Here is an 18,611-nt window from a genome sequence, read left to right as displayed (position 1 = left end):
GCCACGCCCCCACTGTAGAGACTGTTGTGATCGACTCCCCGTTCCCGCTTGAACCCACCGCCACCGAGGCACAGACGGCCATCGCCGAGGAATTCGGTTTCTTCGGCGACTGGTCCGAGCGCTACCAGTACCTGATCGACCTCGGCCGCAAGCTGCCGGCGTTTCCGGAAGAGTGGAAGACCGAAGAACATCGTCTGCTCGGTTGCCAGTCGATGGTCTGGATCGTGCCGGAAGGCAATGCGCAGTCGCTGCGCTTCCACGCCATCAGCGATTCGGCCATCGTCTCCGGCCTGATCTTCCTGGCGCTGCGCGTGTACTCCGGGCGCACCGCGCAGGAGATCCTGGCCACCGAACCCAGCTACATCCAGGATATCGGCCTGGCCCGCCACCTGTCGCCGACCCGCAGCAACGGCGTGGCGGCGATGCTGGCCTTCATCCGTGAGACCGCGCAGGCGCAGCTGCAGCGCGATCCGTCGTGAGCGAACCTGCCACGGCCGAAGACACGGCGCTGGGCCTGCTGTCCCGGCCCGGTTTCGCCCGGCTGCTGGCGTACCGCATCTTCGCGATGCTGTCCTACCAGGTGGTTGCGGTCACCGTCGGTTGGCATATCTACGAAGTCACCCGCAATCCGTTCTCGCTGGGCCTGATCGGTCTGGCCGAGGTACTGCCGTTCTTCTGCGTGGCACCGTTCGCCGGTTACCTGGTGGATCACCTGCCGCGCCGCCGACTGGGCATGGTCGCCTGTTCCGGACTGATCGCCACCGCGCTGGTGCTGACCAGCGTCGCCAAGGGCTGGCTGCCGGTTGAAGGCGTGTGGCCGATCTATGCAGCCATCGCCCTGACCGGCATGGTCCGCGCCTTCCTGTCACCGATCTACAACGCACTGTTCGCCCGCGTGTTGCCGCGTGAGCATTTCGCCCGTGGCGCCGGCCTCGGCGCCGTGGTGTTCCAGACCGGCATGATCGCCGGCCCGGCACTGGGTGGCGTACTGGTCGGCTTCGGTGGCAAGGGCCTGGCCTATGCGGTGGCCACGGTCTTCGCGCTGGTGGCGATGGGCTGCCTGGCCACACTGAAGGTGGAAGAGCCGGTGCATGCCGGCCCAGCCGCCCCGATCTTCAAAAGCATCGCTGAAGGCGCGCGCTTCGTGGTCGGCAACCGGATCATGGTCGGCGCCATGGCGCTGGACATGTTCTCGGTGCTGCTGGGCGGCGTGGTGGCGATGCTGCCAGCGTTCCTGCACGAGATCCTGCATCACGGCCCCGAGGGCCTGGGCATCCTGCGCGCCATGCCGGCGCTGGGTTCGGTGTGCGTGGGCCTGTGGCTGGCACGCCACCCGCTGCACCGTAATGCCGGCCGCGTGCTGCTGTTCGCGGTGGCCGGCTTCGGCCTCTGCGTGATCGGCTTCGGCCTGTCCCAGCACTTCTGGCTGTCGGCGTTGATCCTGCTGTTCTACGGCGCCTTCGACGGCGTGTCGGTGGTGATCCGCTCCACCATCCTGCAGCTGGCCACGCCAGAAGAGATGCGCGGTCGGGTCTCGTCCATCAACGGCATCTTCATCAGCTCGTCCAACGAACTGGGCGCGTTCTATGCCGGCACGATGGCCAAGGTGCTGGGGCTGGTACCGGCGGTGGTGCTGGGCGGGTTCGCGGTGCTGAGCGTGGCCGGGATCACCGCGTGGAAGAACCCGACATTGCGGAAACTGAATCTTCGCGACCTGCAGTGACGCTGCGAACAGCGGATTCGGCGGCGCCGGGCGTTTGGCTGGGGCCGTTGCTCTCCCTCGATGATTGGGCTTGTCACTTTCTTTTCGCGAAAAGAAAGTAACCAAAGAAACGCTCCGCCATCCGCGAGCCGGTGCTGCGCACCGGTGCCCTGCGCTCCTCCGCGAATCAGGGGACGGCGCGGAACTCGCTTCGCTCGGACACCCGCGCCTCTTCGCCCCTGATTCCCCTGCGGTGCTCGGCTCGCTACAAGGCGGACCCAACAGCCGCGAGCGCACGCATAACCGCTCCTGGTAGAGCCAAGCCATGCTTGGCTGCTTTTGCTTTTGCTCTTCCTTGCCCTCCGGCTTCGGCCTGAGCCGAGCGTGGGCTCGGCTCTACAGCGGCCGCACTCGGGAACCGTCTGGAGCGGGCGGGTCACCCGGGCCAGGACCGTTCGCGGCATGGATGCCGCGACCGAGCCCCCAGGGATGGGTTTACGGCGTGTCCTGGCCCGGGTGACCCGCCCGCTCGCTCACGGAACAACCAAGGCGCCGCTCTACGCTGCCAACCGCCACCCAACAAAAAACCCGGCCGAAGCCGGGCTTTTCGCATGACATCACAACGAACCGGAATCAGTCGCCCTGCTGCTTCTGCAGGTGCTCCCAACGCTCCTGCGCGTCGATGGTGCGCTCGGCGGTCAGGCGCGCTTCGAGGCGCTCCAGGCCGATTTCTTCACCGGTGTCCACGCAGTAGCCGTAATCACCTGCTTCCAGGCGCTTGAGGGTGCTGTCGATCTTGCCGATCAGCTTGCGGTAACGGTCACGGGTGCGCAGTTCCAGCGAGTTCTCGGTTTCGCGGGTCGCGCGCTCGGCTTCATCGCCGATGTCACGCACTTCCTCGCGCAGGTTCTCGATGGTCTGCTTGGACTCTTCCACCAGGTCGGCGCGCCAGTTCTGCAGGCGCTGGCGGAAGTACTCCTGCTGCAGCGAGCTCATGTACTCCTCGTCCGAGGCCGGCTTGTAGCCTGCGGGCAGGATCGGGCGGCCAGTGGCCTCGTCGGTCTTGTATTCGACGACCTTGTACTTGCTGCGCGGCGCAGGTGCCGCCGAACGGGCGGCGACGGCCACGGCAACCTTGCCCACTGGGCGGGTCACGGTCTTCGGAGCGGAATCGGATTTCACGGCGGTTTTAGCAGGCGATTTCGAAACGGGCACGGGATTCTTGGATTGCGGGGCGGTCGATGCTGCAGAAGCGGCGGCCGGGGCCGGCTTGGGGGCCGGTTTGGCTGCTGCCACTGCCGCGGTCTTGGCCGGGACAGACTTGGCCGGGGCCGGCTTCGCAGCTGGCTTCGGTGCGGACTTCACTACAGGGGCCGGCGTCGGCTTGGCAGCCGGCGGGGCGACATTCTTGGCAGCCTTGGCGGCAGGTGCCGACTTGGCGGGCGACACCTTCTTTGCGGCCGGCTTCGCAGCGGGCGCGGCGGCAACCTTCTTCACCGCGGCCTTCGGCGCCGGCTTGGCTGCTGCCTTCTTCGGTGCCGGCTTGGCAGCGGCCTTCTTCACCGGCGCAGCCTTGCTGGCAACCTTCTTCACCGCCGGTGCCTTCTTGCTGGCAACGACAGGTTTGGCCTTGACCGGCGCAGCGGGCTTCTTCGCCACTGCCGGCTTGCCGGACTTGGCCGGCGTTTTCTTTGCGGTGGCCTTCCTGGCCGCCGGTTGTGAGGATGCCGCCTTGGTCGCCGGCTTGCTGGCCGGCTTCTTGGCAACGGGCTTGGCCGCCAACTTCTTCACAACAGGCTTGGCGGTTTTCTTGGCGGCCTTGACGGCCTTCTTTGCAGTTTTTTTAGCAGCCACGAAACGCTCTTCCTTGGATTCCCCGGGGCCCGGGAAAGCGGGCCTTTATAGCCTACCCGACCCGCAGCAGCAACCTCGGTGGCCCGCTCCATTCAGTCCAGGAGCAATGGGGCCAAGGCGCGGTCCGACGAGCACGGACCGCCCTGCGCGGTACGGAACCTGTCCGGCACCTGGAGGGGTGCCGATAGCGGTCGCAGGCCATCTACGACATGCGACCAACGGCCCATCCTGCACAAATGCGGCCTTCATGCCAACTGGCTTAAGATGACTGGGTGATCTCGCGCCTGCTCATCGCCCTGCTGCGCTTCTACAAGCGCTTCATCAGCCCGCTGCTGGGGCCTCGCTGCCGTTTTGTGCCGAGCTGCTCTGAATACGCCATGGACGCCATCTCCCGGCACGGCCCGCTGCGCGGAAGCTGGCTGGCGGCGCGACGGTTGGGCCGCTGCCATCCGTTCCATCCCGGCGGCTTCGATCCAGTGCCCGAATCTCCCAACGCCCCTTCTTGCCGTTGCACAGGAAAACACTGACATGTCCTCCACGCTCATCACCAATGCCCGCCTGGTCAACGAAGGCCGCACCTTCGACGGCGACCTGCGCATCGAGAACGACCGCATCGCGCAGATCGGCAAAGGGTTGACCCCGCGTGATGGCGAACAGGTGGTGGATGCGGCCGGGCGCTGGCTGCTGCCCGGGATGATCGACGACCAGGTGCACTTCCGCGAACCGGGCCTGACCCACAAGGGCGACATCGCCAGCGAGTCGGCCGCGGCCGTGGCCGGTGGCCTGACCAGCTTCATGGACATGCCCAACACCAACCCGCCGACGCTCGACTCGACCATTCTGGAAGCCAAGTACGAACTGGCGCGCGGCCGTGCCTGGGCCAACTACGGTTTCTACCACGGTGCCAGCAACGACAACCTGGACGCCATCCGCGCCCTCGACCCGAAGAAGGCGCCGGGCGTGAAGGTGTTCATGGGCGCCTCCACCGGCAACATGCTGGTGGACAACCCGGAAACGCTGGACGCGATCTTCCGCGAGTGCCCGACCCCGATCATCACGCACTGCGAAGACACGCCCATGATCGATGCCAACCTGAAGGCCTTCCAGGAAAAGTACGGCGACGCGCTGACCCCGGAGATGCACCCGGACATCCGCTCGCGCGAAGCCTGCATCAAGTCGACGCGGCTGGCCATGTCACTGGCGCGCAAGCACGGCACCCGCCTGCACGTGCTGCACATTTCCACCGCCGACGAGCTGGCGCTGTTCGAGAAGGGCCCGCTGATCCGCGCCGATGGCAGCCGCAAGCAGATCACCGCCGAGACCTGCGTGCACTTCCTGCACTTCGCCCGCCCGGACTATGCGACCAAGGGCAATCTGATCAAGTGCAACCCGGCCATCAAGGACGTGTCCGACCGCGAGGCGATCACCGCCGCGCTGGCTGACGACGTTCTGGATGTGCTGGCCACCGACCACGCTCCGCATACCTGGGAAGAGAAGCAGAAGCCCTACGCACAGGCGCCGTCGGGTCTGCCGCTGGTGCAGTACGCCCTGGTGGCCGCGCTGGAGCGCGTGCACGAAGGCAAGCTGACCCGCGAGCAGGTGGTGCAGAAGTTCGCCCATGCGCCCGCCCAGCTGTTCGACGTGGAAGAGCGTGGTTTCCTGCGCGAAGGCTACTTCGCCGATCTGGTGCTGGTGGAAGATGTGCCGTTCACGGTCAAGCGCGAGGACGTGCTGTCCAAGTGCGGCTGGTCGCCGTTCGAAGGCACCACCTTCCGTTCGCGCGTGGCCTCCACCTGGGTCAACGGCCAGCTGGTGTGGGACGGCAGCACGCTGGTGGGTCAGCCCGCCGGCCAGCGCATGACCTACGACCGCTGATGCGTTCGGCACTCATGTTCGGGGCGCTGCTGCTGGCGGCGCCCCTGTTCACCGCACCGGCGGCACAGGCGCAGGACGGCATCGGCGACCTGATCGATAGCCGCGTGGTGTTCCCGGCCAGCGCGTCGCAGGGCGCGCTGGTGATCGGCAAGGTTCCCGCCGGCAGCAGCGTTCGCTACGCAGGCCGCGACCTGCGCGTGAGCAGCTATGGCAGCGTGGTGTTCGGTATCGGTCGCGATGAGAAAGGACCGCTGCAGGTGCAGATCCGTCGACCGGATGGCAGCAGCGAGACGGCCGCCATCGCCGTGACCCCGCGCGACTGGCCGACCGAGCGGGTCAACGGCGTGCCGCCGAAGACGGTCAATCCGCCGCCGGCCATCGCCGAACGGATCAAGCGCGAACAGGCGCAGGTCACCGCGGCACGCGCACGCGACGATAACCGCACCGATTTCACCCAGACCTTCATCTGGCCGGTGCAGGGCCGCATCAGCGGTCGCTTCGGCAATGCGCGCGTGTACAACGGCCAGCCCGGTGCCGGCCACTCCGGCATGGACATCGCGGTGCCGACCGGCACCCCGGTGAAAGCACCGGCTGCCGGTGTGGTGACGTTCGCGGGCCCGGATCTGTACCTGACCGGTGGCACCCTGCTGCTCGACCATGGCTTCGGCGTCAGTTCGAACTTCCTGCACCTGTCGCGCATTGACGTGAAAGTCGGTGATCGCGTCGAACAGGGGCAGGTGATTGCCGCCGTCGGCGCGACCGGTCGAGCGACCGGGCCGCACCTGCACTGGGGCATGAACTGGTTCGATACCCGTATCGACCCGCTGCTGGTGCTGGAACGCAAGTAGCGCGCGTCACCCGCTGGCGTGGCATCCTGCTTCTGTAGAGCCGAGCCCACGCTCGGCTGCTGTCGCGCGTGCGTGGTGAGCCGAGCATGGGCTCGGCTCTACAGACAGCGAGCGGACCAAGGTCCGCACCCACCAGAAGCAGTCAGCAGGCCGAGGGTTCAGCCGCGCGCGGCCCACCACACACGCAGCAACGTGCGCACGGGCGTCGCTTCGATCGGCTTGCCTGCGGCCTGCGCGGCCAGACGGGCACGCGCCAGGCTGGACCACACGCGGCGCGCGCGCGGACCGGGCACACGGGTGCCCCACCCTTTCAGCAACTGCTGCGCCCAACGCTGCGCGGCGTTGCCTGCATCCTCGTCCAGCAGGCTGCGGGGAATGCCGGCCACGCCAGCGTCCTGCAGCCGCTGGGCCAGGGTCTGCAGCAGCACGGCAGGGCCGGCGCCCTTGCGCGGCGTGTCAGCAAACACCACGGCTTCCACCGCAGCTACCGCTTCAGCATAGTTGCCCAGCCCGCGTTCGGCGCCGGCAGCGTCCAGCGCTACGGTGCGCGCCTCGACCAGGTCCGGCAGCGCCTCGGCCAGCTGCGCCCACGGCGCCCGCACCGGCTCCAGCACGCGTCCCAGCGGATGCCGCGAACGCTGCGCGGCCCAGCTGCGCAGCTCCTCGCCCCACCAGGCCAGCTTGGCGTCCGCCGGCAGCGGATCGCCACCGGTGTTGAGCATGTCGTCGAATTCCTGCAGCAGCGCGAACCACGCCAGCGCGACATGGCGCTGCGGCTCGGCCACGAACGGCTCAGCCACCGACCATTCCGGCCAACGGCTGCGCCACTTGTCGAGGAAACTATCCAGCGCGGTACTGCTCACTACGGTGTTCCTTACGGCTGGGCCGGGGTCGCCGGCCGGATCGGCCAGAGACTGGCCAGTTGCAGGAGTTCGGCGTTCTCGACCAGCACGTCGGCCTGCCAGGCCAGCGGATCGTCACTGTGCAGGCGGTAGCCCCACAGCGCTGCCACCGACGGCATGCCGGCGGCACGCGCGGCGATGATGTCGCGCTCATCGTCGCCGACATACACACACTCTTCGGGTGCAATACCGATGGCCTGCGCGGCGTGCAGCAGCGGCAACGGATGCGGCTTGCGTTCGGCCAGGGTGTCACCGCCGACCAGCACGGCGCAGCGCTGTTGCCACTGCTGCTGCGGCACGATCAGCCGCGCCAGGTACTCCGGCTTGTTGGTGACGATGCCCCACACCGTACCCGCCGCGTCCAGCGCATCGAGCATGCCGATAACCCCGTCGAACAGCACCGCGTGCTGGCCGATCAAGGCTTCGTAGCGCTGCAGGAACTCGGGAATCAGTGCATCGCGCTCGGCCGTCTCCAGCTCTGGAAACGCGGCCGACACCATCGCCCGCGAGCCCTTCGACACCACCGGCCGCAACTGCGCCGGATCAATCGGCGCGCGACCGCGCTCGGCCAGCATCGCATCGAGGGTGGCGACGAAATCCGGTGCGCTGTCCAGCAAAGTGCCGTCCAGGTCGAACAGCACTGCACGCGGGAATGCGGCGGCGGTCACGGCGCCTTGACCACGTAGGCCAGGTAGTTGATGTCGGTGCGGCTGCTCAGGCGGGCGCGGTTGCGCCACGGCTCGTAGGCCATGCCACTGACATCGGCCAGCTGCAGGTCGGCCTCGCGCAGCCAACGCGCCAGCTCGGCCGGCTTGATGAACTCCTGGTAGTGGTGCGTACCCTTGGGCAACAGCCGTGCCACGTACTCGGCACCGACGATGGCCACTGCAAACGCCGCAGCGGTACGGTTGATGGTGGACAGGAACAGGTGGCCGCCCGGCTTCAGCAGGCGCTTGCAGGCCTCGATGATCGCGCCCGGATCGGGCACGTGCTCGAGCATCTCCATGCAGGTCACCACGTCGAAGCTGCCCGGCTGTTCGGCGGCAAGGTCTTCGGCGGCCTGCACCCGGTAGTCGACGGTGACACCACTTTCCAGCGCGTGCAGGCGTGCAACCTTGACCAGCTCAGGCGCCAGATCGATGGCGGTCACCTCGGCACCGGCCTGGGCCAGCGCTTCACTCAGCAGCCCGCCACCGCAACCGATGTCGAGCACGCGCGCACCACGCAGCGGCGCGCGGTCGGCCACGTACTGCAGGCGCACCGGATTCAGTGCGTGCAGCGGCTTCTGCGGGCCATCGGCGTCCCACCAGCGGTTGGCCAGCGCGGCGAACTTGTCCAGCTCGGCCTGATCGAAATTGGAAGAAGCGTGGGGGGCAGTCATGGTGGGGTCCTTGCGGCGCCGGGAATCAGGCGCGGATATGACGGATGCGCTCGCGCCACTGGCGCGCGTTGGCGATGATGCCCGGCAGGTCCATGCCGACCAGCTCACGCTGCACCAGCTTCGGCTTGCCGGCAATCCAGACATCGCTGACCTGCTGGCGGCCGGTGGCGTACACCAGCTGCGACAGCACGTTGTGCAGCGGCTGGGTCTCCAGCGCCGACAGGTCGACGCAGACCAGATCGGCCTGCTTGCCGACTTCGATCGAGCCGATGCGGTCACCGAAACCCAGCGCGCGGGCGCCGCCCAACGTGGAGGCACGCAAGGTAGTGGCTGCATCCAGCGCGGTGGCATCGTCGGCCACGGCCTTGGCCAGGATCGCCGCAGTGCGGTTTTCGCTGAACATGTCCAGATCGTTGTTGCTGGCGCAGCCATCGGTACCGATGGCCAGGTTCACGCCGGCGCGCTGCAGGGCGCAGGCCGGGCAGAAGCCCGACGCCAGCTTCAGGTTCGATTCCGGGCAATGCACCACGCTGACGCCACGCTCGGCGCACAGGTGGATCTCGGCCTCGGTCAGCTGGGTCATGTGCACCGCGATCAGGCGGTCGTTGACCAGGCCGAGGCGGTCCAGCCGCGCCAACGGGCGCTGGCCGTGCAGCTTGATCGAATCGGTGATTTCCTGCGCGGTCTCGTGGGTGTGCAGATGCACCTGCATGTCGAGCTGGTCGGACAGCATGCGCACGCGCTCGAAATTGGCATCGTTGACGGTGTACGGCGCATGCGGCGCGAACGCGGTGCCGATCAGCGGGTCGGTGCGCCACTGGTCGTGCAGTTCACCGGCCTTGGCGAAATACTCGTCGTCGGTCTTGGCCCAGGCGGTGGGGAAATCGATGATCACCGCGCCGACCAGCGCGCGGAAGCCGTGCTTCTTGTAGACGGCGGCCTGCACGTCTCCGAAGAAATAGTTCTCGTTGGCGCAGGTGGTGCCGCCACGCAGCATCTCGGCGATGGCCAGGGTGGTGCCGTCGGCGACGAATTCCGGCCCGATCACCGCCGCTTCCACCGGCCAGATGTGCTGCTGCAGCCAGGTCATCAGCGGCAGGTCGTCGGCGACGCCGCGCAGCAGGGTCATCGGGTTGTGCGTATGTGCGTTGACCAGGCCCGGCATCAGCGCGGCCTCGGGACGACTGACCACCTGGGTGGCGCGGAAGCGCGCACGCGCTTCGGCACGCGGCAGGATGGCCACGATCTCACTGCCACGCACGGCGACGGCATGGTCTTCCAGCACCACCGCATGCGGCTCGATCGGGACGACATAACCGGCTTCGATCAGCAGGTCGCAGGCTTCGGGGAGGTGCGGGCTATCGCTCATGCGGGCTCACTGGCTGGGGCGGTGGGCCCACGATCCACCGGGTGGATCGTGGCCATGTAGCGCCGAGCCATGCTCGGCTGCTGTTCGTTCCGGCGCCAGCGGGGCCGGAAGCAAAGCCGAGCGTGGGCTCGGCTCTACAGGTAATCCGGTTGCGCCGGATTACTTGACGCGTGCGGAGTATTCGCCCGAACGGGTGTCGACCTTGACGATTTCATCCTGGTTGACGAACAGCGGCACGCGGACCACCGCGCCGGTTTCCAGGGTGGCCGGCTTGCCGCCACCGCCCGAGGTGTCGCCACGGACGCCCGGATCGGTTTCCACGATCTTCAGCTCGACGAAATTCGGCGGCTGCACGAAGATCGGCGAACCGTTGAACAGCGTCACGATGCAGGACTCCTCGCCCTTCAGCCACTTCTCGGCGCCGCCCATGCCGGCCTTGTCGGCCTGCACCTGCTCGAAGGTTTCCGGGTCCATGAAGTGCCAGTACTCGCCGTCGCTGTACATGTAGTCCATGTTGGTATCGACCACATCGGCCACTTCCACGTCGTCGGTCGCCTTCATGGTCATTTCCACGGTGCGGCCCGACTTGATGAAGCGGTAGCGCACGCGCGTGAACGCCTGGCCCTTGCCCGGCTTGATGAACTCGGTCTCGGAGATGACGGCCGGTTCATTGTTGACCAGGATCTTCATCCCGTTCTTGACATCGTTCATGCCCGCAGTGGCCATGCTCAAGCTCCTCAAATGGCGAAACCGCCGCGCGTGCGGCGAGCCGGTAGAATGGAAAACCCACCGGAACCCCGGTGGGCAACTGTTTATGCCCCCATGATAACCGCAGGCCCCCTCTCCATGCAGCTTTCCGCCTTCCCCCGGACCCAGTCGCCAGGTGCGCCCGCGCGCTGGCAGCAACTGTGGCGGCAGGCCCTGCGTGACCCACAGGCACTGCTGGCCCGGCTGGATCTGGATGCTGCGGCGCTGGGCGTATCCGAGGCCGCCATCGCCCAGTTCGCACTGCGCGTGCCGGAGGGGTTCGTCGCGCGCATGCGTCGTGGCGATGCCCACGACCCATTGCTGCGTCAGGTGCTCCCGATCGACGCCGAGATGCGTCCTGCCCCCGGGTTCAGCTTCGACGCGGTGGGCGACGGCGCAGCGAAGAAAGCCACCGGAGTCATCCAGAAGTACCGCGGCCGGGCCCTGCTGGTGGCCACCGGCAGCTGCGCGATCAACTGCCGCTACTGCTTCCGCCGGCATTTCGACTATGGCGCCGAGAACGCCGCCAAGGGGGGATGGCAGGAGGCGGTGGAGGCCATCGCCGCAGACCCGGACATCGATGAGGTGATCCTGTCCGGTGGCGACCCGCTGTCGCTGGCCACCCACAAGCTGGCCGAGCTGACCGATGCACTCCGTGGCATCGCGCATATCCGCCGGCTGCGCATCCACACGCGCCTGCCGATCGTGCTGCCCGAGCGGGTGGATGATGAGCTGCTGGCCTGGCTGGGCAGCCTGCCATGGCCGCTGGCGATCGTGGTCCACGCCAACCACGCCAATGAATTCGATGCCAGCGTCGATACGGCGATGGCCCACCTGCGTGGCATCGGCGCGCAACTGCTGAACCAGGCGGTGCTGCTGCGCGGGGTCAACGACAGCGTGCAGGCGCTGCAGGACCTGAGCGAGCGCAGTTTCGCCGCCGGCGTGCTGCCCTATTACCTGCATCAGCTGGATCGGGTCGAAGGCGTCGCCCATTTCGAAGTGGACGACGTTCAGGCCAAGGCCCTGATCGCCGGCCTCACTGCCCGGCTGTCCGGCTACCTGGTGCCCAAGCTGGTCCGCGAGCTACCCGGCGACCCGAGCAAGCGCCCGGTGTAACGTATCCACGCATGGCGTGGATCTACTGTTACACGCCCGATTCGATCATCCGCACCACTTCGGTGGCCGTGACCGGATGGCTCAACCGGTAGCCCTGGCCCAGGTCGCAGCCACGCTGGGCAAGCAGCTCGAACTGCGCTTCCTGCTCGATACCCTCGGCCACCACCGTGATGCCCAGCGCATGGGCCATGGCGATGATCGCCGTGGTCAGGGCCAGATCGTCCGGGTCGCGCTGCATGTCGGCGACGAAGCTCTTGTCGATCTTGACCCCGTCCACCGGCACCTGCCGCAGGTGGCTGAGACCGGAGAAACCGGTACCGAAGTCGTCCAGCCACACCTTCACCCCCGCCCGGTGCAACCGGTCCAGCAACTGCGCGGCCAGCATTTCATCGCCGATCACCGCCGTCTCGGTCAGCTCCAGGTGCAGGCGCGAGGCCGGCAGGCCCGATTCCTGCAGGCACTGCGCGACCAACGCCGGCAGCTCCCCCCCGCGCAACTGCCGTGGCGACACATTGACCGAGACGAACAGTTCGTCGCCGGCCACGCCCCGCGGCCACTGCACCGCTTCCATGCAGGCGGCACGCAGCACCTTCGGGCCGATGATCTCGATCAGGCCACTCTGCTCGGCCACCTCGATGAACACCGATGGTGGGATCGTGCCCAGCGTCGGGTGCTGCCAGCGCAGCAGCACCTCCACACCGACCATGCGGCGGTCGCGCATGCGGAAGATCGGCTGGTAGGCCAGCCGCAGCTCGCCGCGCTCCCAGGCGCCGCGCAGCTCCTGCTCCATGTGCACGCGGCGCTCGACAGCGTGATCCATGGCCCGGCTGTAGTAGCGGTAGCAGTTCTTGCCGGCCATCTTCGCCTGGTACATCGCAATGTCGCCGTTCTTCAGCAGCGTCGTCGCATCCGCGGCATCGTCGGGGAACAGGGTCACACCGATCGAAGTGCCCAGGAACAGTTCCCTGCCCTGCACCACCAGCGGCTTACCCAGCTCGCGTACCAGCACTTCGGCCAGCAACCGCGCATTGGCTGCGACATCGCCATCACCGACCAGGATCACGAATTCGTCGCCGCCGAACCGCGCCAGCAAAGCATCGTCGCCGCCGGCCTCGGTCACGGCACGGCCGATGCGCTGCGCGAACTGCAGAAGCGCCTCGTCGCCGGCCTCATGGCCCAGGGTGTCATTGACCCGCTTGAAATCATCGATATCGGCGAACAGCAGGCCCAACCGGTGATTGGACGCACGTGCCGCCATCAACCGGTGGTCCAACGCCTCGCGGAACGCCAGCCGGTTGGTCAACCCGGTCAACCCGTCGGTGTAGGCCATGCGCCGCACTTCGCGGTCGTGGCGGGCAATCGCATCACGCATGCGGGCAAAGCCGCGAACCAGTTCACCCACCTCGTCATCACGGGTGTTTTCCCGCAGTGGCGCCTGATAGTCGCCAGCTTCGATGCGCCGGGCGGCTGCGGCCAGGTCGCGGATGGGCGCCACCAGCGTGCGCTGCACGTACAGGATCACCACCACGCCGATCACCACCAGCAGGCCCAGCATCAGCAGCAACCAGCCCAGATGTCGGCTTCCCATCTGCTGCAGCCGCTCATCGAGGGTCGCGTTGGCCGCCTGCTCGCGCTGCAGCACTTGATCCAGCGCCATGCCGACACGGACACCACCGATGCGCTGATTGCCCATCCTGATCGGCATCGTGCTGTCGAGCACTGTGGGCGACTGCTGCACCACCAGCGATTGCGCGGCAACCGCCCCGGCCGCCAGCGGATCGCTCATCGGTCGTCCGGCATCGGGCACCCCGGTCGAGCCGTCATGCACCAGCCGCCCGCGGTCGTCGAACACCAGTACGTAGCGCACCACCGGCTGCCGCGAAATGCTGCGCACCAGGACCCCGACCTGGTCCACGTCGTTGCCATGAAGCGGACCGGCAAGCGCATCGGACAGTTCGCGCACCATGGCCTCGCCACGGCTGCGCACGCTGCGGTCGAACAGTTCGTGGATGACGCCGTTGCTGAGCGACCTCACCTCGCCCTGCATCGCCGCCTGCCGTCCCAGCAGCACGGCCAGGATCGCCACCACCACCAGCATCGCCCCGCCCATCGCAAGCAGGAATCGGGCCTGCATCCCGGAGCCGAGCAACTTCATTCCACTTCCATCCGCACGCGCGTCGACCCTTGTTCCAATTCATCCAACCACGGCCGCGCACGCGCATCGACGCGGCGCAGACCGGAAGCCCCCAACACCTTCTTCAACGCACTGTGCACCCGCCAACGACGGGCGACACGCGGCAGCAGGCCGGACGCGCGGCCGGACATCCTCGGCGCCGGACCGGCAGCCTGCCGGTCCACCCAGCCAAGCACATGATCCTGCGTCATCGCCAATCGCCCCCCATCGCTGCCCAACGCCCCCGCTGTCGGCCCGGCGCGGCATGCACCGTCCCGGCCAGCAGGGCCAATACCAGGCTCAGCAGCTCCCCCTGCATTGCCCTACGCAGACCCGACACAAGCATCATCCCCCCAGGGTATCCAGACAGACTACCCGAAAAAATGAGACCGTCGTCAGCTGTTCTTCTGTGCCAGGCGCGCCATGCGCTGGGTGTCGGCCAGGATGCCGCGCAGCAGGCGCACTTCCTGCTCGCTTGGCTCGCTGCGCAGGAACAGACGGCGCAGTTTGCGCATCGCCGAATCGGGCGCGCGCCCCTTGTGGAAATCGATCTCGTCCAGGGTGTCAGCCAGCTGGGCGAAGAAACTCTCCATCTGCTCGTGGCTGGCCGTCTGCTCGCGACTGTCCGGCTCGGTCCCGGCCACCGGCTGTGCATCCAGCAGCTGCATGCGCACTTCATAGGCCAGCACCTGCACCGCAGCAGCCAGGTTGAGCGAGCTGAACTCAGGATCGGACGGAATGTGCACTGCAGCGTGGCACAGCTGCAGCTCCTCGTTGGTCAGACCAGTGCGCTCGCGGCCGAACACCAGCGCCACCTCGGCGCCTTCGTCGGCCTTGGCCACGGCGCGGGCGGCGGCATCTGCGGGCAGGAACTCCTCCAGCTGGACCCGACGCGCACGGGCGGTGCAGCCCAGCACGAACCGGCAGTCGGCCACGGCTTCGGCCAAGCTGGCCACCACCGGTGCGTCGCCGAGCACGTCCTCGGCGCCGGCTGAGCGCCGGAAGGCCTCTTCATCAAGCGGCTTCTCCGGCGCAACCAGGACCAGGCGGGCCAGGCCCATGGTCTTCAGGGCACGGGCGGCAGCGCCCATGTTGCCGGGGTGTTGGGTCCCGACCAGGACGAATCGGAGGCGGGTGGCGGCAGGAAACTGGGACATGAACAGGGAAAATGTCGAGCTGGACGAAGACCAATGGTAAACTGTGCGGCCGGCCACTGCGCCGGACCCGCTCTTTTCCCCCGCCAGCCCTTCTCTTCTGCCCTTCCGGGAGCCCATGCCATGCAGAAACCCGCCGTAACCGTCATGGTCAAGGCCGCCCGCCTCGCCGGCAACGTCCTCTTGCGCAACATCAACAAGCTCGAGGCACTGAATGTAGTCCAGAAGGGCCGCATGGACTACGCCAGCGAAGTCGATGCGGACGCGGAAAAGGTGATCGTCAAGGAACTCAAGCGCGCCTACCCCGAGTACGGCATCTTCGGTGAAGAAGGTGGCGTGCAGGGCGAGCGTCGCCACATGTGGGTCATCGACCCGCTGGACGGCACCAGCAACTACCTGCGCGGCGTGCCGCACTACTGCGTGTCGATCGCCCTGGTCGAGAACGGCGAGCCGACCGACGCGGTGATCTTCGACCCCCTGCGCAATGAACTGTTCACCGCCAGCCGTGGTGCAGGCGCCGTGCTCAACGACCGCCGCATCCGCGTGGCCGACCGCAAGGATCTGGAAGGCACCATGATCCACACCGGCTTCGCCCCGCGCGAACGTGCGCGCGCCAGTGCACAGCTGAAGTCGCTGGACGCCCTGCTGGTGCACGCCGAAGACATCCGCCGCTCGGGCTCGGCCGCGCTGGACCTGGCCTACGTGGCCTGTGGCCGCGCCGACGCCTACTTCGAAGCCGGCGTGAAGGCCTGGGACATCGCCGCCGGCGTGCTGCTGGTGCGCGAAGCCGGTGGCAAGGTCTGCGACTTCAAGGGCGCGACCCCGGCACGCATGGACAACCGCGGCCCGGACACCCAGCAGATCGTGGCCGGCAACCTGAAGGTGGCCGAGTCGCTGCAGAAGGTGCTGGTGAACACCGGCTACGCTGCCGAGTTCGACGCGAAGTTCTGATTTTCTGCGTAACGCGGTTCATGGGGACGGCACCTGCGAAGGTGCCGTTTTCGTTTGCGCGGTGATCGTGCTTGTCACTTTCTTTGCTCGTGCAAAGAAAGTAACCAAAGAAACACGCCGCCATCCGCGAGCCGGTGCTGCGCACCGGTGCCCTGCGCTTCTCGGGGAATCAGGGGACGGCGCCGAACTCGCTGCGCTCAGACATCGGCGCCTCTGCGCCCCTGATTTCCCTGCGATGCTCGGCTTGCTACAAGGCGGACCCAACGTCAAAGGCCACAGCTGCACCCAGTAGATCCACGCCATGCGTGGATGCTCTTGCCATTGATCTTGATCTTCCAGTCCGCCTTATAGCGAGCCGAGCACCGCAGGTCCGGCGAGGGCGAAGAGGTGCGGGTGTCTGAGCGCAGCGAGTTCCCGCACCGTCCCTCGACGGACCGAGGAGCGCAGGGAACCGACGTGCGAAGCACGACGGCTCGCGGCCGGCGGCGTGTTTCTTTGGTTACTTTCTTTGCACGAGCAAAGAAAGTGACACCCCTCCGCGGTCGCGGAAACGAGCCGCCGGGCGAGCCCGGCGCCAGCAACACATCTCCGCAAACAAAAACGCCCGGCGCGAAGCCAGGCGTTCCTGCATCTCCATCGGGGGCCGAAGCTTACGCCACCGTCGACGCCCGCAGCGCGGCGATGCGCTCTTCCAGCGGCGGGTGGCTCATGAACAGCTTCTTCGCGGTCGAACCGGCAATACCGAACGCGGCGATCTGGGTCGGCAGCGTGCTCTGGCCGTGGTTCAACTGCAGCCGCTCCAGCGCCGAAATCATCTTCTGACGCCCCGCCAGCGAGGCACCGCCGGCATCGGCGCGGAACTCGCGGTGGCGCGAGAACCACATCGAGATCATCGTGGCGAACAGGCCGAACACCATCTCCAGCACGAACACGATGATGAAGTAGGCGAAGCCACGACCACCCCCTTCGCGGTTGCCGGACAGCGCGCTGTCGATGATGCCGCCGACCACGCGGGCCAACACGATCACGAAGGTGTTCAGCACGCCCTGCAGCAGCGCCATGGTGATCATGTCACCGTTGGCGACGTGTGCGATCTCATGGCCGAGCACGGCCTCGGCTTCGTCCTCGCTCATGTTGTGCAGCAGGCCGGTGGACACCGCCACCAGCGCGTTGTTGCGGTTGGCGCCGGTGGCGAACGCGTTGATCTCGGGGCCGTCATACACCGCCACTTCCGGCATGCCGATACCGGCCGCCTTGGCCTGTCGCTCGACGGTGGCCAGCAGCCAGCGCTCGGTCTGGTTGCGCGGCTCGGTGATCACCACCGCGCCGGTGGAGCGCTTGGCCATCCACTTGGACAGCAGCAGGGAGACGAGGGAACCACCGAAACCGAGCAAGCCGGCCACGATCAGCAGGCCACTCATCGAACGGGAGTCCACGCCCAGGAGTGACATCACGATGCTGGCCAGAATCAGCACCGCGAAGTTGGTCGCCAGGAACAGGGCAATGCGGGTAAACATGGGAAAATCCGGCTCGGAAGGGGTCGATACCGGTCAATTTGCGGTGTGGTCAGCTTGAATTCAAGCACCAACCTGACCGACGATTCAGCCAGCATGACCTCCCCCATTCCCTGCGGCCGTTTCGCGCCCTCGCCGACCGGCCTGCTCCACGCCGGCTCCCTGCTCGCCGCCTTCGGCAGCTGGCTGCTCGCCCGCCACCATGGCGGCTTGTGGCGATTGCGCATCGAAGACGTCGACCCACCGCGCACGGTTGCCGGTGCGGCGCAGGCGCAACTGCAGACCCTGGCCGCGTTCGGCCTTGCCCATGACGGACCAGTGATCTGGCAAAGCGCACGTGGCGACGCCTACCAGGCTGCGTTGGACCGCTTGCTGGCCGATGGCCACGCGTTCGTGTGCCACTGCAGCCGCAGCGACCTGGCCGCCACCGGCGGCATCCACCATCGCTGCGTCGCGCGGCAGGCACGAGCCGACCCGGCCGTCCGCTTCCGGGTACCTGCGGACAGCGTGGTGCATTTCGAGGACGGCCTGCGCAGCCGGCAACAACAGGATGTCCATGCCGAAGTCGGCGACTTCGTCCTGCGCCGCGCCGACGGCTGCTGGGCCTACCAGTTGGCGGTGGTGGTCGACGATGCCGCGCAGGGCGTGAACGAAGTCGTGCGCGGCGCCGACCTGCTCGACTCCACCGCCCGCCAGATCCTGCTGCAGCGGGCGCTGGACCTGCCGACACCGCGCTACTGGCACCTGCCACTGCTGCTGGATGCACCGGGCCACAAACTGTCCAAGTCACTGGCCGCGCTGCCGGTGGAGGCCCGCGAGCCGGTACCGGTGCTGCGCCGGCTGTGGGAACTGTTGGGCCAGCCGACCAGCGCCCTGGAAGGCATCAACGACCGCGACACCCTTTTGGCCGCCGCCCAGCACAGCTTCACCCCCCGCCTGCTGCCGCACGCCGACATCCTGCTGGCGGCGGGCGCACTTTCCGCGCCGATGTTGCAGAATCCCCCTTCCCCCACCTGATATCCGGA

At 67.2% G+C, this 18,611-nt stretch carries 18 protein-coding genes; 8 read left to right on the top strand and 10 right to left on the bottom strand.

The genetic code is table 11. The annotated features are described in order from the left end of the window. Window positions 1-26: 26 nt before the first annotated feature. Window positions 27-479 (top strand): SufE family protein, encoded by a 453-nt coding sequence (locus tag HUT07_RS06055; RefSeq protein WP_176020163.1) that lies wholly within the window; start codon window positions 27-29, stop codon window positions 477-479. Then, window positions 476-1,723, top strand: coding sequence for an MFS transporter (locus HUT07_RS06050; RefSeq protein WP_176020162.1), 1,248 nt, complete (start codon window positions 476-478; stop codon window positions 1,721-1,723). Before HUT07_RS06055 ends, HUT07_RS06050 begins: the two co-directional genes overlap by 4 nt. Window positions 1,724-2,335: 612 nt before the next feature. On the opposite strand, the gene dksA is transcribed toward HUT07_RS06050, so the two are convergent. Continuing rightward, entirely contained in the window at window positions 2,336-3,556 is a 1,221-nt protein-coding gene (dksA, locus tag HUT07_RS06045; protein ID WP_176020161.1) for an RNA polymerase-binding protein DksA, read from the bottom strand. Window positions 3,557-3,828: 272 nt separating this feature from the next. Between dksA and yidD the strand changes: the two genes are divergently transcribed. Genes yidD through HUT07_RS06030 form a run of 3 tightly spaced genes read left to right on the top strand, consistent with a single transcriptional unit; the run spans window position 3,829 to window position 6,279 of the window. Continuing rightward, a complete protein-coding gene (gene yidD, locus HUT07_RS06040) occupies window positions 3,829-4,083 on the top strand; it encodes a membrane protein insertion efficiency factor YidD (RefSeq protein WP_014037867.1) in 255 nt (84 codons plus the stop codon). A 1-nt stretch (window position 4,084) separates the two neighbouring features. Further along, the gene (locus tag HUT07_RS06035) at window positions 4,085-5,431 is read left to right on the top strand and encodes a dihydroorotase (RefSeq protein WP_176020160.1); all 1,347 of its coding nucleotides are present in this window, start codon (window positions 4,085-4,087) and stop codon (window positions 5,429-5,431) included. After that, window positions 5,431-6,279, top strand: a complete 849-nt coding sequence (locus HUT07_RS06030; protein WP_176020159.1) for a M23 family metallopeptidase — start codon at window positions 5,431-5,433, stop codon at window positions 6,277-6,279. The genes HUT07_RS06035 and HUT07_RS06030 overlap by 1 nt, the downstream gene beginning before the upstream one ends. 158 nt (window positions 6,280-6,437) lie before the next feature. Here HUT07_RS06030 and HUT07_RS06025 read toward each other — a convergent pair whose 3' ends face one another. The 5 genes from HUT07_RS06025 to efp all read right to left on the bottom strand — a co-directional run bounded on the left by HUT07_RS06025 (window position 6,438) and on the right by efp (window position 10,657). Continuing rightward, the gene (locus tag HUT07_RS06025) at window positions 6,438-7,142 is read right to left on the bottom strand and encodes a squalene/phytoene synthase family protein (protein ID WP_176020158.1); all 705 of its coding nucleotides are present in this window, start codon (window positions 7,140-7,142) and stop codon (window positions 6,438-6,440) included. 11 nt (window positions 7,143-7,153) lie between these two features. Then, on the bottom strand, window positions 7,154-7,849 hold the full coding sequence (locus HUT07_RS06020) for a phosphoglycolate phosphatase (protein ID WP_176020157.1): 696 nt from the start codon (window positions 7,847-7,849) through the stop codon (window positions 7,154-7,156). Continuing rightward, window positions 7,846-8,562, bottom strand: a complete 717-nt coding sequence (gene ubiG, locus HUT07_RS06015) for a bifunctional 2-polyprenyl-6-hydroxyphenol methylase/3-demethylubiquinol 3-O-methyltransferase UbiG (RefSeq protein WP_176020156.1) — start codon at window positions 8,560-8,562, stop codon at window positions 7,846-7,848. Before ubiG ends, HUT07_RS06020 begins: the two co-directional genes overlap by 4 nt. A 25-nt stretch (window positions 8,563-8,587) precedes the next feature. Continuing rightward, complete coding sequence (locus tag HUT07_RS06010; RefSeq protein ID WP_176020155.1) at window positions 8,588-9,931, bottom strand: TRZ/ATZ family hydrolase; 1,344 nt, start codon at window positions 9,929-9,931, stop codon at window positions 8,588-8,590. Window positions 9,932-10,090: 159 nt separating this feature from the next. Continuing rightward, on the bottom strand, window positions 10,091-10,657 hold the full coding sequence (efp, locus tag HUT07_RS06005; RefSeq protein WP_176020154.1) for an elongation factor P: 567 nt from the start codon (window positions 10,655-10,657) through the stop codon (window positions 10,091-10,093). Between the two features lie 96 nt (window positions 10,658-10,753). Between efp and epmB the strand changes: the two genes are divergently transcribed. After that, entirely contained in the window at window positions 10,754-11,794 is a 1,041-nt protein-coding gene (gene epmB, locus HUT07_RS06000) for an EF-P beta-lysylation protein EpmB (RefSeq protein WP_176020153.1), read from the top strand. 28 nt (window positions 11,795-11,822) lie between these two features. Here the strand turns inward: epmB and HUT07_RS05995 are convergent, their stop codons facing one another. The 3 genes from HUT07_RS05995 to HUT07_RS05985 all read right to left on the bottom strand — a co-directional run bounded on the left by HUT07_RS05995 (window position 11,823) and on the right by HUT07_RS05985 (window position 15,124). Continuing rightward, the gene (locus HUT07_RS05995; RefSeq protein ID WP_176020152.1) at window positions 11,823-13,949 is read right to left on the bottom strand and encodes a GGDEF domain-containing protein; all 2,127 of its coding nucleotides are present in this window, start codon (window positions 13,947-13,949) and stop codon (window positions 11,823-11,825) included. Next, window positions 13,946-14,179 (bottom strand): hypothetical protein, encoded by a 234-nt coding sequence (locus HUT07_RS05990; RefSeq protein WP_176020151.1) that lies wholly within the window; start codon window positions 14,177-14,179, stop codon window positions 13,946-13,948. The genes HUT07_RS05995 and HUT07_RS05990 overlap by 4 nt, the downstream gene beginning before the upstream one ends. Window positions 14,180-14,362: 183 nt before the next feature. Then, window positions 14,363-15,124, bottom strand: coding sequence for an RNA methyltransferase (locus tag HUT07_RS05985; RefSeq protein WP_176020150.1), 762 nt, complete (start codon window positions 15,122-15,124; stop codon window positions 14,363-14,365). A gap of 120 nt (window positions 15,125-15,244) precedes the next feature. Between HUT07_RS05985 and HUT07_RS05980 the strand changes: the two genes are divergently transcribed. Further along, window positions 15,245-16,072: an inositol monophosphatase family protein gene (locus HUT07_RS05980; protein WP_176020149.1), complete on the top strand. Its 828-nt coding sequence runs from the start codon at window positions 15,245-15,247 to the stop codon at window positions 16,070-16,072. Between the two features lie 650 nt (window positions 16,073-16,722). On the opposite strand, the gene htpX is transcribed toward HUT07_RS05980, so the two are convergent. Then, window positions 16,723-17,589, bottom strand: a complete 867-nt coding sequence (gene htpX, locus HUT07_RS05975) for a protease HtpX (protein ID WP_176020148.1) — start codon at window positions 17,587-17,589, stop codon at window positions 16,723-16,725. 93 nt (window positions 17,590-17,682) lie between these two features. Between htpX and gluQRS the strand changes: the two genes are divergently transcribed. Continuing rightward, the gene (gene gluQRS / locus HUT07_RS05970) at window positions 17,683-18,603 is read left to right on the top strand and encodes a tRNA glutamyl-Q(34) synthetase GluQRS (protein ID WP_176020147.1); all 921 of its coding nucleotides are present in this window, start codon (window positions 17,683-17,685) and stop codon (window positions 18,601-18,603) included. Window positions 18,604-18,611: the final 8 nt, after the last annotated feature.

Source organism: Stenotrophomonas sp. NA06056 (assembly GCF_013364355.1).
Classification (GTDB): Bacteria; Pseudomonadota; Gammaproteobacteria; order Xanthomonadales; family Xanthomonadaceae; genus Stenotrophomonas.
The sequence above is the reverse complement of the archived record's forward strand: the minus strand, read 5'-3'. Positions and strand labels throughout refer to the sequence as shown.